This is a genomic window from Streptomyces sp. NBC_01341 (assembly GCF_035946055.1).
Lineage (GTDB): Bacteria > Actinomycetota > Actinomycetes > Streptomycetales > Streptomycetaceae > Streptomyces.
On the sequence record NZ_CP108364.1, the window covers coordinates 3,071,727 to 3,086,270 of the forward strand.

Genomic DNA, 14,544 nt, shown 5'->3' on the forward strand with positions numbered 1-14,544 from the left:
GAGAACGCCGCCCGTGACGATCACGTCCGAACGGCGGCGCGGCAGAATACCAGCCGTTCCACCGTGTTCCTCCGGCCGGGCGCGGGGCACTGACCGACCGGGGGCACCTTCGGGACGTACGGCTCACCCGACGTCGTGGATGCGGTGTTCCCTCAGGTCCGGTGCGTGCCGGGCGACGGTCAGGTAGTCGACGTCGTCGTGAAGAACCACCAGTCCGTGGTGGGCGGCGGTGGCGGCGATCATCAGATCCACCGCCGAGGCGCTTCGATGCTGTCCTGCGCGGGCCATTCGCTGCTGCACCACACCGATCCAGCGCCCGGCGTTCTTCGGTACCGAGACGTCCGGATAGAGATCGTTGAACATGTCCACGATCTCGTCGTACTCGCCCCCGGTGCGGGCGCTGTACAGGAACTCTGCGCGTTGCGGGAAGCAGGAGCCGACAGCGCCCGCGCAGACGGCGTCGTACCAGGTGGCCTGCAGCCCGGCATCACCGAGCAGTCGGACAAGCCCGGACGTGTCGAGCAGGTAGATCACCGATCGTCCTTCTCCGCACGGTGACGACGCCCGGCATCCTCCACCGCACCCCAGTGACGAGCCCGTTCGAAGTGGCGGCTGATCCGCGCCGCGCGGTCCTGCTGATCCGCGTAGTACCGGAGTGCCAGATTGACGGCTTCCTTCTTGGTCCTGGCCTTGGAGAGCGCCATCGTGCGCTCCAGGGCGTCATCGTCTATGTCGATCTGTGTCACTGACATGGGACGCCTCCGCCGGAAGTTGGTTATGTACAAAAAATTGTATGCCAGCCACATTGCCCGCGCCCGCGCTCCCGAGAACCGCTCGGCACGTGACCGACCCCACCCCCCACTCCGGCGGATGTCCCGCAACAATGAGTGGGTGATCACTTCGCCCGCACGGAGCCCCCGCCGCACCGAGCACGCGCCGACGCCCTACGTCGACCTGACCCGGGCGGAGTGGAGCGCACTGCGCGACAAGACCCCGCTGCCGCTCAGCGCCGAGGAGGTCGAGAAGCTGAGGGGCCTCGGCGATGTCATCGACCTCGACGAGGTGCGGGACGTCTACCTGCCGCTCTCCCGCCTCCTCAACCTTTACGTCCAGGCGACCTCCGGCCTGCGGGGAGCGCTGAACACCTTCCTGGGCGACGCGGGCAACGGGCACGGGGCGCAGCGCGGGACCCCGTTCGTCATAGGCGTCGCCGGCAGTGTGGCCGTGGGCAAGTCCACCTCCGCCCGCATCCTGCAGGCGCTGCTGGCGCGCTGGCCGGAACATCCCCGGGTGGAGCTCGTGACGACGGACGGCTTCCTGCTCCCGATGAAGGAGCTCCAGGCGCGGGGCCTGATGTCGCGCAAGGGGTTCCCGGAGTCGTACGACCGGCGGGCGCTGACCCGGTTCGTCGCCGACATCAAGGCCGGCAAGGACGAGGTGACGGCTCCCGTCTACTCCCACCTGATCTACGACATCGTGCCGGGTGAGCGGCTCACCGTCCGCCGCCCCGACATCCTGATCGTCGAGGGCCTGAACGTGCTGCAGCCGGCGCTGCCCGGCAAGGACGGCCGGACCAGGGTGGGGCTCGCCGACTACTTCGACTTCAGCGTGTACGTGGACGCGAAGGCGGAGGACATCGAGACCTGGTACCTCAACCGCTTCCGCCGGCTGCGCGAGACCGCGTTCCAGAACCCGTTCTCCTACTTCCGCAAGTACACCCAGGTCTCCGAGGAGGAGGCGCTGGACTACGCGCGCACCATGTGGCGGACCATCAACAAGCCCAACCTGCTGGAGAACGTGGCGCCCACCCGCGGCCGTGCCACCCTGGTGCTGCGCAAGGGCCCGGACCACAAGGTCCAGAGGCTTTCGCTGCGCAAGCTCTGACCACGGAAAGGGTGCCCCCTTGCTGCATCTGCGTCTCATCGTGCCCGCCGAACGCACCGATGAGGTGGTGGCGTTGCTGGAGCGGACCGTGGGCACCGCGCACCTCGCGGTACTCGCCGGAGCCGCGCGCAGCCCTGCCGGTGACGTGGTCCTGTGTGACGTCGCCCGGGAGGCCGGCGACGAACTGATCGGCCGGCTGCGCACGTTGGGCATCGACAAGTCCGGCTCGATCACCGTCGAGAACATAGACCTGACGCTGTCCGAGCACGCTGACGAGGCGGAGCGGGCGGCGCCGGGCGAGGGCTCGGACGCGGTGCTCTGGGAAGAGCTCAGCGAGGTGACCCACGAGGAGTCGACCTTCAGCGCGACCTACGTCGCCTTCCTCTCCCTGGCCACGATGCTCGCCGCCTGCGGGGTGGTCCTGGACAGCGCGGTCCTCGTCGTCGGGGCGATGGCGGTGGGACCGGAGTTCGGCCCGCTGGCCGGCATCTCGACGGCTCTCGTACAGCGGGCCCCCAGACTCGCCGGACGGTCGCTGTGGGCGCTGATCGGCGGCTTCGCCGTGGCGATGGTGCTCACGGCGGGATTCGCGTGGCTGATGGACGCGCTCGGGCTGTTCAGCGAGGCCATGATCAGGGCGGAGAGGCCCAACACGGGCTTCATCTGGCACCCGGACTGGACCTCCTTCGTGGTCGCGCTCCTCGCGGGGATCGCCGGCACGCTCTCGCTGACCTCGGCGAAGTCCGGGGCGCTGGTCGGGGTGGCGATCTCGGTGACGACCGTTCCCGCCGCCGCGAACGCCGCCGTCGCGTTCAGCTACCAGGACCTCGCACAGACCTGGGGGTCGACCGTGCAACTGCTGGCCAACCTGGGCGGCATCGTGCTCGCGGGCACGTTCACGCTGCTGGTCCAGCGGGCGCTGTGGGCCGCGCAACGCAGGACGGACCCGGCCGTGAGGCCGGGCCCGTCCGGGAGTTGAGGGCACGTCAGCCCAGCGCGGACTTCACGACGTCGGCCAGCCGGCCCGCCACCGCGCGCGCCTGCTCGAGGTCGGCCGCCTCGACCATGACCCGTACGAGGGGCTCGGTGCCCGACTTGCGCAGGAGCACCCTTCCGGTGTCGCCCAGTTCGCGCTCGGCCTCGGTGACCGCGGCGGCGAGCTCGGCCGAGGTGTCGACACGGGACTTGTCGACGTCCGGCACGTTGACGAGGACCTGCGGGAGGCGCTGCATCACCCCGGCCAGGTCGGCGAGCGTACGCCCGGTGGCGGCGACCCTGGCCGCGAGCATCAGACCTGTCAGGGTGCCGTCGCCCGTGGTGGCGTGGTCCAGGACGATGACGTGTCCGGACTGCTCGCCACCCAGCGCGAAGCCCTCGGCCTTCATCGACTCCAGGACGTAGCGGTCGCCGACGGCGGTCTGGACGAGCCGGATGCCCTCGCGCTCCATGGCCATCTTGAAGCCGAGGTTCGACATGACCGTGCCGACCACGGTGTCCTTGCGCAGGTGTCCGGCCTCGCGCATGGCGAGCGCGAGCACGGCCAGGATCTGGTCGCCGTCGATCTCCTCGCCCGCGGCGTCCACGGCCAGGCAGCGGTCGGCGTCACCGTCGTGCGCGATGCCGAGGTCGGCGCCGTGCTCGACCACCGCGTTGCGCAGCAGGGACAGGTGGGTGGAGCCGCAGCCGTCGTTGATGTTGAGGCCGTCGGGCTCGGCACCGATGGTGACGACCTCGGCGCCGGCCCGGGCGAAGGCCTCGGGCGAGACGCGGGCGGCGGCGCCGTGCGCCTCGTCGAGGACGACCTTCAGCCCGTCGAGCCGGTTCGGGAGGACACCGATGAGGTGGGCGACGTAGCGGTCGAAGCCCTCCGTGTAGTCGGTGACCCGGCCCACTCCCGCGCCGGTCGGGCGGGTCCACGGTTCACCGGTGCGGTGCTGCTCGTAGACCGTCTCGATGCGGTCCTCCAGCTCGTCGGCGAGTTTGTGCCCGCCGCGGGCGAAGAACTTGATGCCGTTGTCCGGCATGGCGTTGTGGCTCGCGGAGAGCATGACACCGATGTCGGCCCCCAGGGAGCCGGTGAGGTATGCCACGGCGGGGGTCGGCAGCACGCCGACCCGGAGCACGTCCACGCCCGCGCTGGCCAGGCCCGCCACGACGGCGGCCTCCAGGAACTCTCCGGACGCGCGGGGGTCGCGGCCCACCACGGCGGTCGGCCGATGCCCCTCGAAGGTTCCCGCCTCGGCCAGTACGTGCGCCGCCGCGACCGAGAGCCCGAGCGCGAGCTCGGCTGTCAGATCCGCGTTGGCGACACCGCGCACGCCGTCCGTGCCGAAGAGTCGTCCCACTGGTGTCCTCCGAAGGTGCTCCGAACCACAAGACCAAAGCAAAGAAAAACAGGGCTGAGCCAGGCACGACACAGCAAAACAGAGCGCAGCCGATGCCAGCAGCCCGATAAACGTGTAAGCGTCTAAAGCCGTTATACGCCCGCGAGGGCTGATAAACGAACGCCCCAGCAGCACAGGTGTGCCGCCGGGGCGAACGGGTAAAGCGGACGAGCAGGCGATTTAGCGCTTGCTGTACTGCGGAGCCTTACGGGCCTTCTTGAGACCGGCCTTCTTGCGCTCGACCGCACGGTCGTCGCGGGAGAGGAAGCCGGCCTTCTTCAGCGTGGCGCGGTTGTTGTCCACGTCCGCCTCGTTCAGCGCGCGGGCCACACCGAGGCGCAGGGCGCCGGCCTGACCCGAGACGCCGCCACCCGAGATGCGGGCGATGACGTCGTAACGGCCGTCGAGCTCGAGCACCTTGAAGGGCTCGTTGACTTCCTGCTGGTGCACCTTGTTGGGGAAGTAGTCCTCAAGGGTGCGACCGTTGATCTTCCACTTGCCGGTGCCCGGAACGATCCGGACGCGGGCGATGGCGTTCTTGCGACGGCCAAGGCCGGCCGCGGGCTGCGGGTCGCCGAAGCGGCCCGCGAGCGACTCGGAGGTGTACTCACCCTCGACGGGGACCTCCGACTCGAAGGTGGTCACCTCGGCGAAGGTCTCTTCGCCCTCGGTGCCCGCCGCGTCGTCGGCGGTCGTCTCAACAGTGGTCTCGGCCACGATTCTCCTCAGATCTTTCTTTACGTCTTTGGGGGGAGGCCGGAACTACTGCGCGACCTGGGTGATCTCGAACGGGACCGGCTGCTGCGCAGCGTGCGGGTGCTGGTCGCCCGCGTAGACCTTCAGCTTCGAGATCATCTGACGACCCAGGGTGTTCTTGGGGATCATGCCCTTGATGGCCTTCTCGATGGCCTTCTCCGGGTTCTTCGCGAGAAGCTCGTCGTAGCGCACCGAACGGAGACCGCCCGGGAAGCCGGAGTGGCGGTACGCCATCTTCTGGGTCTTCTTGTTGCCGGAGAGGTGAACCTTCTCGGCGTTGATGATGATGACGAAGTCGCCCATGTCCATGTGGGGGGCGTAGATCGCCTTGTGCTTGCCTCGGAGGAGGTTCGCAGCCGTGGTGGCCAGGCGGCCGAGAACGATGTCCTCGGCGTCAATGATGTGCCACTGGCGAGTGACATCGCCGGGCTTGGGGCTGTACGTACGCACGTCTTAGCCTTCGCTTCTTCAGTGGATGAGTCCAGACACATGGCACCTCTGAAGCGATCATGCAGCTGGGGCTCACAATGCCGGGGACGCTGCCCGTATGCGAACCACTGGTAACTGCTCCAGAGAACCTACGTAAGGGCCCTTCGCGTGAGAACGACGAAGCCAATACGTATAACAACCACCGACACTACCCGCCCCGCCCCGGACGGGTCAAAACGCGCCGCCCCTACCGGGCCCGTTCCACCCGACGCTCGTCCCAGACCGGCTCCGTGGTCTCCCGCACCACCCCGTCCGAGCCGAAGACCAGATACCGGTCGAAGGACTTCGCGAACCAGCGGTCGTGCGTGACGGCCATCACCGTCCCGTCGTACACCTCCAGGCCGTCCTGCAGTGCCTCGGCGGACTCCAGGTCCAGGTTGTCCGTCGGCTCGTCCAGCAGCAGCGCGGTCGTGCCGGCCAGCTCCAGGAGCAGGATCTGGAAGCGCGCCTGCTGTCCGCCGGACAGCCGCTCGAAGGCCTGGTCGCCCTGGCGCTCCAGCTCGTAGCGCCGCAGCACCGACATCGCGCCGCCGCGGTCCTTGGCGTGCTCCGTCCACAGGATCTCGACGAGGGTCTTGCCCAGCAGCTCCGGATGGGCGTGGGTCTGGGCGAAGTGACCGGCCACGACCCGCGCCCCGAGCTTCCACTCGCCGGTGTGCGCCACCGGCTCCCCCGCCAGCAGCCGCAGGAAGTGCGACTTCCCCGACCCGTTGGAGCCGAGGACGGCGACCCGCTCCCCGTAGTAGATCTCCAGGTCGAACGGCTTCATCAGCCCGGTCAGCTCCAGGCCGGTGCACGTCACCGCCCGCACCCCGGTCCGCCCGCCGCGCAGCCGCATCCTGATGTCCTGCTCGCGCGGCGGCTCCGGCGGCGGGCCCGCCTCCTCGAACTTCTTGAAGCGGGTCTGCATCGCGTGGTAGCGGTTCGCCATGTCCGGGCTGTTCGCCGCCTGCTGCCGCATCCGCAGGACGAGCGCCTTCAGCCGGGCGTGCTCCTCCTCCCAGCGGCGCAGGAGCTCCTCGAAGCGCGCGAACCTCTCCTTGCGGGCCTGGTGGTAGGTGGCGAACCCGCCGCCGTGCACCCACACGTCCGAGCCGGCCGCGCTGGGCTCCACGCTCACGATCTTCTCCGCGGCCCTGGAGAGCAGTTCCCGGTCGTGGGACACGAAGAGCACCGTCTTACGGGTCTCCTTCAGCTTCTCCTCGAGCCACCGCTTGCCCGGCACGTCCAGATAGTTGTCCGGCTCGTCCAGGAGCAGCACCTCGTCGGGGCCCCGCAGCAGCGCCTCCAGGACCAGGCGCTTCTGCTCGCCCCCGCTGAGCGTCCGCACCTCGCGCCACTGCGCCTTCTCGTACGGGACGCCGAGCGCGGCCATGGTGCACATGTCCCACAGCGTCTCGGCCTCGTATCCGCGCGCCTCCGCCCAGTCGCTCAGCGCCTGCGCGTACGCCATCTGCGCGGCCTCGTCGTCCACCGCGAGGATGCGCTCCTCGGCGGCGTCGACGGCCTTAGCCGCCTCTCTGATGCGCGGCTGTGCCACGGACACCAGGAGGTCGCGGACGGTGCGCTCGTCCCGCACGGAGCCGACGAACTGGGCCATCACACCGAGCCCGCCGCTCACCGAGACGGAGCCGCCGTGCGGCTGGATCTCCCCGGCGAGCAGCCGCAGGAGCGTCGTCTTGCCGGCCCCGTTCGCTCCGACCAGGGCGACGACGGCGCCGTCGGCCACCCGGAACGAGGCGTCGCCGAGCAGCACCCGCCCGTCCGGTAGGTAGTACTCCAGGTGGCCCGCTTCAAGATGTCCCATGCGCATCATTGTCACGGCCCGAGAACCGTTGGCCCAACCGGATTAAGTGCGGTCTAGGATTCGCCGCATGAGCTTTGGGCAAGGGGGGCCCTCCTGGGGGCCGGGAGACAGCCGGACTCCGGACTGGGCGGCGCTGGCCGAAGAGTCCGCTGCACGCGGCAGGCGTAAGAAGTGGCTGCTGATCGGCGGTGGCGCGCTGGCCACCGCGGCGGTCGCCGCGATCGTGGCCACGGCCGTCATCACGACCAGCGGCAAGGGCGGCACGTCCGGGGCTGACAAGAACGCGAGCGAGCTGCCGGCCCCCGCGGACCTGCCCTCGGAGAGCTCCGCGCCCCAGCCGTCCTTCTCCTCGGTGGCCCCGCCGCCCCCGCCGGACCCGAAGGACTTCATAGCCGACGAGAAGAAGGACAAGGCGCCCGTCACCGTCGACGCCTTCTTCCCCGGCAGGAGGCTGACCATGGGCGACCGCGTCTACGCCAAGGGCGCCACCGCACGGACGACGAGTTGCGCGGCCACGACCCAGGGCGCCCTCGGCTCGATCCTCACCACGAACGGGTGCGACCAGGTCATCCGTGCCACGTACAGCAGGAACGGGGTCGCGGTCACCGTCGGGGTCGCCGTCTTCGGCACCGAGGCGGAGGCCGGAAAGGCGGCCCGGCAGGCGTCCGGCGGCCTGGCGTCCCTCAGCGGCTCGGGCGTGCCCACCTTCTGCCGGGGCGGGTCGGTCTGCCGGCGCACCGCCAACTCCTACGGCCGTTACGCGTACTTCACCGTAGGTGGCTTCACCAGCGGGAAGAACGTGACCACGGGGGACAGGAACGTGTACGCCGTCGGCGACGACCTGACCGACTTCACCTTCCGGCAGATCCGGCACCGCGGCGTGGTCCAGGCGTCGTCGGCGGCGGCCGCACCGGTCACCTGACCCGCCGGCTGCCCCTCCGCGCGCCACTCCCGTCCCTCCCCTCCACCGAGGAACCGCCGCCGTGCGTCTGCCCGCCTTCCTCACCATCCCGCGCGTCCTGCGTCACAGCGACGCCATAGGGGCCGACCTGCCCCCGGACGAGGCGGTGGTGCTCGACGCACCCGATCCCTCGTTGAGGGAGGCGCTCGCCGCCGCGGCGGCCGGTGACCACGGCCCGGCCGCGGAACTGCTCGCCGCCACCCGTGAGCACGCCCAGTGGGAACGCAGGGACGCCTGCGTCTCCCGGCTGGCACGGGCCTCGCTGCACCATCCGGGCTGGCTGGACGGCTGGCTGGAGGAATCGCCGGAGGACCCCGACGCCGTACTGGTCAAGGCGGACCAGTACGTGTACCAGGCGTGGCAGATACGGACGGGCGCCAGGGCCAAGCACGTGGAGGCCGACCAGTTCCGGGCGTTCCACGCGGTGCTGCGGGACGCGGTGCCGGTGATCTCCGCCGCCGCAGAGCTCAACCCCGACGACCCGGTGCCATGGCGCATCGCACTGACGCAGGCCCGGGGCATCCAGGCTCCCCGCGAGGTCTTCGACTCCTATCTGGCCGAGGCCGCAGACCGCGATCCGCACCACGAGGGCTGCCACATCCAGGCCCTCCAGTACCTCTGCGACAAGTGGTACGGCTCCCACGAGGAGATGTTCGACTTCGCCGAGCGGGCCGCCGACCAGGCGCCGCCGGGCTCCCGGCTGCACGCCCTGCCCCTCCAGGCCGTGGTGGAGTACCTGATCGCCGACGTGGCGGCGGGCGGCCCCGACCCGTACACCCAGCGGGCCGAGGCGGCGGTGACCCGGGCCCAGGCCCTCTCGGACAGCTACGCGCCGGGGGACCGGGAGGCGGCAGGCTTCCGCAATCACCTCGCCCTGGTCCTGTGGTCGATGAACCGCTACGAGGAGGCCCTCACCGCCTTCCGCAGCATAGGGGTGCACGCCACCACCTTCCCCTGGACCTACTTCGGCGACGCGCGTGACGAGTTCCTGGAGGCCCGCTCCGACACCCGGGTCGAGCTGGCGATGAAGGTCCCCTTCTTCCGCAGGTCTCCCGCTCCCCCGGCGGCCGGCACACCCGACTGGGAGCGCGAGCTCGCGCCCCGCTCGGTCGCCATCGCCTCCACCGGCCCCACCGAGGTCGCCCAGGCGGCTCTGATCTGCGGCCACAGCCTGCGCACCGCCCCGGCCGGCGACCGTCACACGTACGTCGAGATCGTCCCGGACCCGGTGCGCGGCAAGCGGGCCGGGCTGCTCCCCCACGACCCGCTGACGTCGGCGGCCGACAACTTCACGACGGCCGAGGACTGGCCCGCCCTCGTCCTGCACCGCACCCCGGAACGCAGCAGCTTCACCCTCCTGCACCGGGGCCGGCAGGTGGCGGACCACGTCTGGGAGACCGCCGCCCCGGCCGCCGACCACGCCGAGGCGAGCGCGACGGCCGCCGCGCTCGCCCGCGTCTACGGGCTGGCCGACCCGCGCCCCCTCGCCCACGTCCTGCGGGCCACCGGCGACCCCGCCCGCCACCAGGGCGAACTCGTCGCCGCCCTGGGACTCCCCCCGCTGCCGCCGGGATACGGCGGTGAGCAGGAGATCCTGGCCGGACTGCCGGGGGCCCGTGTGCTGGCCAGGCGGGGATTCCTCGCCGGGATGCGGGACACCATGACCACGAAGGACGGCGTGCACCCGGAGGCGGCCGCCCCGGACGAGCCGCATCCGGCGCGCTGGTGGGTGCTGCGCACGGCGGCGCTGCTGTTCTTCACGGCCGCCGCGGTCTACGCCTGGTGGGCCCCGGACATCGGCTGGTTCCGCTCCACCGTGTCCAGCGCGGTCGCGGTGTACTTCGCGGCGAAGCTGGTCCGCGCCCTGCGCCGCAGGCCGGTCAGCAGCAGCCGGCCCCCGGCAGCGTCCTGACGTTCCGGGCCTCCAGGGCCCTCGCCGCCAGCTGCCCGTCCGCCGGGTAGGCCACTTCCTCGAGCGTCAGCCCGTGCGGCCGGACGACGTGCACGGCGGGGTCCCGGACCTTCGCCGCCAGCACCTCGGCCGGCCACCGCGCGGGCCGCCGTCCGTCCCCCACGAACAGCGCGGCGCCGATCAGCGCCCGCACCATGTTGTGGCAGAAGGCGTCGGCCTGCACCGTCGCCGTCAGCACACCCGACTCCGCGTCCCGCACCCAGTGCAGCTTCTGCAGCGTACGGATGGTCGTGGCGCCCTCGCGCTTCTTGCAGTACGCCGCGAAGTCGTGCTCGCCCACCATCAGGGCGGCTGCCTCGTTCATCGCGTCCAGGTCCAGCGGACGGTCGTGCCACAGCACATGGCCGCGCGTGAGCGGGTCCACCCCGCCGGCCCGGTCCCCCACCCGGTAGGCGTAGCGGCGCCAGAGCGCGGAGAAGCGGGCGTTGAAACCGGCGGGAGCCTCGGCCGCCCGCCAGATCCGCACGTCCAGGGGCAGCCGCCCCGCCATGCGCCGCAACAGCTTCTCCCGGTGCTCCTCCCATACCGCCGCGGGGAGGTCGACGTGCGCCACCTGGCCGCGCGCGTGCACCCCGGCGTCCGTGCGTCCGGCGACCGTCAGGTCGTACGTCACCGGGGACCGTGTCACGGTGCGCAGCGCGTCCTCGATCTCGCCCTGCACGGTGCGCCTGCTCGTCTGCTTCGCCCAGCCGGAGAAGTCCTTCCCGTCGTACGAAAGGTCCAGCCGTACCCGTACGTAACCGGGCTCTGCCTCTTCACTCACCTGCGCATCCTCTCAAAACAGAACGGGCCCGCACCGCCCCGAAGGGTGGTGCGGGCCCGTACCGGGGTCTCAGGACGCTCAGGCGTCCTTGGAGTCCTCGGCAGCGGCGTCAGCCGGCTTGGCGTCCTCGACGGTCTCGGCCGGAGCCTCGTCCTTCTTGGCGGCGTCTTCCTTGACCGCGCGCTTCGTCGCGGCCTCGGCCTCGCCGGTGGCCTGCTGGGCCACGGTCAGCGCCTCGACCAGCTCGATGACTGCCATCGGGGCGTTGTCGCCACGACGGTTGCCGATCTTGGTGATGCGGGTGTAACCACCGGGGCGGTTCTCGTACCGCGGGGCGATCTCGGTGAAGAGCGTGTGCACGATGCCCTTGTCCGTGATCGACTGCAGCACCAGGCGACGGTTGTGGATGTCGCCCTTCTTCGCCTTGGTGATGAAACGCTCGGCGACCGGACGCAGGCGGCGGGCCTTGGCCTCGGTCGTGGTGATGCGGCCGTGCTCGAACAGCGACTTCGCGAGGTTGATGAGAAGAAGCTTCTCGTGCGCAGCGCTGCCGCCCAGACGGGCACCCTTGGCGGGCTGAGGCATGGTTTTTCTCCTTGTGTGCTGCACCGGCCGTATCAGGTACCGGTGTCAGTTCCCACGAGGCGGACGCCCCGCGGAAGTCATTGCTTCGCGGCGGCCATACCCGGCTTCCGCCGGGCACCCCCGCCGGAGGCGATCAGTACTGCTCGGTCTCCACGAAACCGGCGTCCGCGTCGTCGTCGGCGCCGAAGGCGTCGGCGGCGGCGGTCGGGTCGAAGCCGGGAGGCGAGTCCTTGAGCGCGAGGCCCATACCGGCCAGCTTCGCCTTGACCTCGTCGATCGACTTGGCGCCGAAGTTGCGGATGTCGAGCAGGTCCGCCTCGGAGCGCGCCACGAGCTCACCCACGGAGTGGATGCCCTCGCGCTTGAGGCAGTTGTACGAACGGACCGTGAGCTCGAGCTCCTCGATCGGCAGCGCCAGATCGGCGGCGAGCGCGGCGTCCGTCGGGGACGGGCCCATGTCGATGCCCTCGGCGTCGATGTTGAGCTCGCGCGCCAGGCCGAACAGCTCGACCAGGGTCTTACCGGCCGACGCCATGGCGTCACGGGGACGCATGGCCTGCTTGGTCTCGACGTCGACGATCAGCTTGTCGAAGTCGGTGCGCTGCTCGACACGGGTCGCCTCGACCTTGTACGTGACCTTGAGCACCGGGGAGTAGATGGAGTCGACCGGAATACGGCCGATCTCCTGGCCCACCTGCTTGTTCTGGACGGCGGAGACGTAGCCGCGACCGCGCTCGACGGTCAGCTCCATCTCCAGCTTGCCCTTGCCGTTCAGCGTGGCCATGACCAGGTCCGGGTTGTGGACCTCGACACCGGCCGGCGGGGCGATGTCGGCGGCGGTGACCAGACCGGGACCCTGCTTGCGCAGGTACATCACGACCGGCTCGTCGTGCTCCGAGGAGACGACCAGCTGCTTGATGTTGAGGATGAGGTCGGTGACGTCCTCCTTGACGCCCGGCACGGTGGTGAACTCGTGCAGGACACCGTCGATCCGGATGCTGGTGACAGCGGCACCGGGGATCGAGGAGAGGAGCGTGCGGCGCAGGGAGTTTCCGAGGGTGTAACCGAAGCCCGGCTCCAGCGGCTCGATCACGAACCGGGAGCGGAACTCGTCGACGACCTCTTCGGTCAGCGACGGACGCTGAGCGATAAGCATGTGGTGATCCTTCAGTCGTGGGCACCCACTATTTGATGCCCGACAGATGAAACAAGGGTACGGGCGGCACACCCCCGAAGGGGCATACCGCCCGGATCCACGCTACTGACGCACGGCCGTCACCGGCCGTAGCGGATCAGACGCGGCGACGCTTCGGCGGACGGCAGCCGTTGTGCGGCGTCGGGGTGACGTCCTGGATCGAACCGACCTCGAGGCCCGTGGCCTGGAGGGAGCGGATCGCGGTCTCACGGCCGGAGCCGGGACCCTTGACGAAGACGTCGACCTTGCGCATGCCGTGCTCCTGCGCGCGGCGGGCGGCCGACTCGGCGGCCATCTGCGCGGCGAAGGGGGTGGACTTGCGCGAGCCCTTGAAGCCGACGTGGCCGGCGGAGGCCCAGGAGATCACGTTGCCCGAGGGGTCCGTGATCGAGACGATGGTGTTGTTGAACGTGCTCTTGATGTGGGCGTGCCCATGAGCGACGTTCTTCTTTTCCTTGCGACGCACCTTCTTGGCTGCGCCCTGACGACCCTTGGGGGGCATGTCTTGACTCCAGATGGAGAGGGGAGGTGATCGGTCCTACAGCGAAGACCGCTGGTTGCTGCGGCGTCCGGTGACCCGGAACCCCGCAGTGCGTCCGCTGAGGACTACTTCTTGCCCGGCTTCTTCTTACCGGCGATGGCGCGACGCGGGCCCTTACGGGTACGCGCGTTGGTGCTGGTGCGCTGACCGTGGACCGGCAGACCGCGACGGTGCCGGATGCCCTGGTAGCAGCCGATCTCGATCTTGCGGCGAATGTCGCCCTGGATCTCGCGGCGAAGGTCACCCTCGGTGCGGAGGTTGGCGTCCACGTACTCGCGGATCTTGACCAGGTCCTCTTCGGCCAGGTCACGAACGCGGGTGTTGGGGTTCACGCCGGTGGTGGCGAGGATCTCCTTGGACCGGGTGCGCCCGATACCGAAGACGTAGGTGAGGGCAACCTCCACGCGCTTTTCGCGCGGGATGTCAACACCTGAAACGCGTGCCATTCAATGGCTCCAGTTGTTATGTCGGGGGTCTACCGCAGTGCCACTCCCGAACGCCGACCTCACCCGCGAGGGAAGAGGTGGTACGCCCGGGTCCCCGGCCCCCGCCGGAGGTGTCGTCAGCCGAAGCTTGGACGGGCTCTGCGTATGTACGTTTACGTGCGTCGCGCGAAGAGCTGCGAGATGCAGGTGGTCGTGCGTCAGCCCTGGCGCTGCTTGTGGCGCAGGTTGTCGCAGATGACCATGACCCGGCCGTGACGGCGGATCACCTTGCACTTGTCGCAGATCTTCTTGACGCTCGGCTTGACCTTCATGGGATGTCAGGTTCTCCGGGTCAGTGCCCACACCGCGCCGAAGCGGGGTGGGGACAAGATCTACTTGTAGCGGTAGACGATCCGGCCACGCGTCAGGTCGTACGGAGACAGCTCCACGACGACCCGGTCATCCGGGAGGATACGGATGTAGTGCATCCGCATCTTGCCGCTGATGTGCGCGAGGACCTTGTGACCGTTCTGGAGTTCCACCTTGAACATGGCGTTCGGGAGGGACTCGATCACGGTGCCCTCAATTTCGATGGCACCTTGCTTCTTGGCCACGCTTCGCCCTTCGAATCGGCTACCTTGATCGGCTCTCCACACTCGTGTGCAGACATACGGGCACACTGATGCACGAGAGCCGACGAGTCAGTCTACGTCAGCGGACTCCAAAAGACGAATCCGTCAAGTTTGCCCACTTCCCCTGATCCTTAGACACGGATCAGCCGG

At 69.6% G+C, this 14,544-nt stretch carries 17 protein-coding genes; 4 read left to right on the forward strand and 13 right to left on the reverse strand.

All coding sequences use genetic code 11. The features are described from left to right. Positions 1-123 precede the first annotated feature (123 nt). Together OG206_RS13225 and OG206_RS13230 are read right to left on the reverse strand one after the other, a co-directional pair. Positions 124-534: a PIN domain-containing protein gene (locus tag OG206_RS13225; RefSeq protein WP_327115632.1), complete on the reverse strand. Its 411-nt coding sequence runs from the start codon at positions 532-534 to the stop codon at positions 124-126. Beyond that, complete coding sequence (locus tag OG206_RS13230) at positions 531-752, reverse strand: type II toxin-antitoxin system VapB family antitoxin (protein WP_327115634.1); 222 nt, start codon at positions 750-752, stop codon at positions 531-533. Before OG206_RS13230 ends, OG206_RS13225 begins: the two co-directional genes overlap by 4 nt. Before the next feature lie 139 nt (positions 753-891). Between OG206_RS13230 and coaA the strand changes: the two genes are divergently transcribed. Further along, positions 892-1,884: a type I pantothenate kinase gene (coaA, locus tag OG206_RS13235; protein WP_327115636.1), complete on the forward strand. Its 993-nt coding sequence runs from the start codon at positions 892-894 to the stop codon at positions 1,882-1,884. Positions 1,885-1,903: 19 nt separating this feature from the next. Next, a complete protein-coding gene (locus OG206_RS13240; protein ID WP_327115638.1) occupies positions 1,904-2,863 on the forward strand; it encodes a DUF389 domain-containing protein in 960 nt (319 codons plus the stop codon). Positions 2,864-2,870: 7 nt separating this feature from the next. On the opposite strand, the gene glmM is transcribed toward OG206_RS13240, so the two are convergent. The 4 genes from glmM to OG206_RS13260 form a co-directional block, all read right to left on the reverse strand. Continuing rightward, on the reverse strand, positions 2,871-4,229 hold the full coding sequence (gene glmM, locus OG206_RS13245) for a phosphoglucosamine mutase (protein WP_327115640.1): 1,359 nt from the start codon (positions 4,227-4,229) through the stop codon (positions 2,871-2,873). Between the two features lie 219 nt (positions 4,230-4,448). Then, positions 4,449-4,985: a 30S ribosomal protein S9 gene (rpsI, locus tag OG206_RS13250; RefSeq protein WP_033297615.1), complete on the reverse strand. Its 537-nt coding sequence runs from the start codon at positions 4,983-4,985 to the stop codon at positions 4,449-4,451. Between the two features lie 45 nt (positions 4,986-5,030). Continuing rightward, a complete protein-coding gene (gene rplM, locus OG206_RS13255; protein WP_073744271.1) occupies positions 5,031-5,474 on the reverse strand; it encodes a 50S ribosomal protein L13 in 444 nt (147 codons plus the stop codon). A 226-nt stretch (positions 5,475-5,700) separates the two neighbouring features. Further along, positions 5,701-7,320, reverse strand: a complete 1,620-nt coding sequence (locus OG206_RS13260) for an ABC-F family ATP-binding cassette domain-containing protein (protein WP_327115643.1) — start codon at positions 7,318-7,320, stop codon at positions 5,701-5,703. 67 nt (positions 7,321-7,387) lie between these two features. On the opposite strand from OG206_RS13260, the gene OG206_RS13265 reads away from it, so the two are divergent. Further along, positions 7,388-8,242 (forward strand): hypothetical protein, encoded by an 855-nt coding sequence (locus tag OG206_RS13265; protein ID WP_327115645.1) that lies wholly within the window; start codon positions 7,388-7,390, stop codon positions 8,240-8,242. A 61-nt stretch (positions 8,243-8,303) separates the two neighbouring features. After that, a complete protein-coding gene (locus tag OG206_RS13270) occupies positions 8,304-10,193 on the forward strand; it encodes a hypothetical protein (protein ID WP_327115647.1) in 1,890 nt (629 codons plus the stop codon). On the opposite strand, the gene truA is transcribed toward OG206_RS13270, so the two are convergent. From truA to infA, 7 genes are all read right to left on the reverse strand, one after another. After that, positions 10,162-11,016 carry a tRNA pseudouridine(38-40) synthase TruA gene (gene truA / locus OG206_RS13275; protein ID WP_327115649.1) on the reverse strand — a complete coding sequence of 285 codons (855 nt, stop codon included), beginning with the start codon at positions 11,014-11,016 and terminating at the stop codon, positions 10,162-10,164. The two genes, OG206_RS13270 and truA, sit on opposite strands and share 32 nt — an antisense overlap. A gap of 78 nt (positions 11,017-11,094) precedes the next feature. Beyond that, positions 11,095-11,601 carry a 50S ribosomal protein L17 gene (rplQ, locus tag OG206_RS13280; RefSeq protein WP_327115651.1) on the reverse strand — a complete coding sequence of 169 codons (507 nt, stop codon included), beginning with the start codon at positions 11,599-11,601 and terminating at the stop codon, positions 11,095-11,097. Positions 11,602-11,734: 133 nt separating this feature from the next. Beyond that, the gene (locus tag OG206_RS13285) at positions 11,735-12,757 is read right to left on the reverse strand and encodes a DNA-directed RNA polymerase subunit alpha (RefSeq protein WP_024491600.1); all 1,023 of its coding nucleotides are present in this window, start codon (positions 12,755-12,757) and stop codon (positions 11,735-11,737) included. A gap of 136 nt (positions 12,758-12,893) precedes the next feature. Further along, on the reverse strand, positions 12,894-13,298 hold the full coding sequence (rpsK, locus tag OG206_RS13290; protein ID WP_003956432.1) for a 30S ribosomal protein S11: 405 nt from the start codon (positions 13,296-13,298) through the stop codon (positions 12,894-12,896). Positions 13,299-13,402: 104 nt separating this feature from the next. Further along, positions 13,403-13,783: a 30S ribosomal protein S13 gene (gene rpsM, locus OG206_RS13295; protein WP_014047799.1), complete on the reverse strand. Its 381-nt coding sequence runs from the start codon at positions 13,781-13,783 to the stop codon at positions 13,403-13,405. Between the two features lie 197 nt (positions 13,784-13,980). Next, the gene (gene rpmJ / locus OG206_RS13300) at positions 13,981-14,094 is read right to left on the reverse strand and encodes a 50S ribosomal protein L36 (RefSeq protein WP_003956441.1); all 114 of its coding nucleotides are present in this window, start codon (positions 14,092-14,094) and stop codon (positions 13,981-13,983) included. A 60-nt stretch (positions 14,095-14,154) separates the two neighbouring features. Continuing rightward, a complete protein-coding gene (gene infA / locus OG206_RS13305; protein ID WP_003956442.1) occupies positions 14,155-14,376 on the reverse strand; it encodes a translation initiation factor IF-1 in 222 nt (73 codons plus the stop codon). Between the last annotated feature and the right edge of the window lie 168 nt (positions 14,377-14,544).

Bases quoted from the DNA above. Each gene is read 5' to 3' on its own strand.
- OG206_RS13265 (WP_327115645.1), top strand. From the start codon at position 7,388: ATGAGCTTTGGGCAAGGGGGGCCCTCCTGGGGGCCGGGAGACAGCCGG.
- rpsM (WP_014047799.1), bottom strand. From the start codon at position 13,783: ATGGCACGCGTTTCAGGTGTTGACATCCCGCGCGAAAAGCGCGTGGAG.
- OG206_RS13230 (WP_327115634.1), bottom strand. From the start codon at position 752: ATGTCAGTGACACAGATCGACATAGACGATGACGCCCTGGAGCGCACG.
- OG206_RS13260 (WP_327115643.1), bottom strand. From the start codon at position 7,320: ATGGGACATCTTGAAGCGGGCCACCTGGAGTACTACCTACCGGACGGG.
- rpmJ (WP_003956441.1), bottom strand. From the start codon at position 14,094: ATGAAGGTCAAGCCGAGCGTCAAGAAGATCTGCGACAAGTGCAAGGTG.
- OG206_RS13285 (WP_024491600.1), bottom strand. From the start codon at position 12,757: ATGCTTATCGCTCAGCGTCCGTCGCTGACCGAAGAGGTCGTCGACGAG.
- rpsK (WP_003956432.1), bottom strand. From the start codon at position 13,298: ATGCCCCCCAAGGGTCGTCAGGGCGCAGCCAAGAAGGTGCGTCGCAAG.
- rplQ (WP_327115651.1), bottom strand. From the start codon at position 11,601: ATGCCTCAGCCCGCCAAGGGTGCCCGTCTGGGCGGCAGCGCTGCGCAC.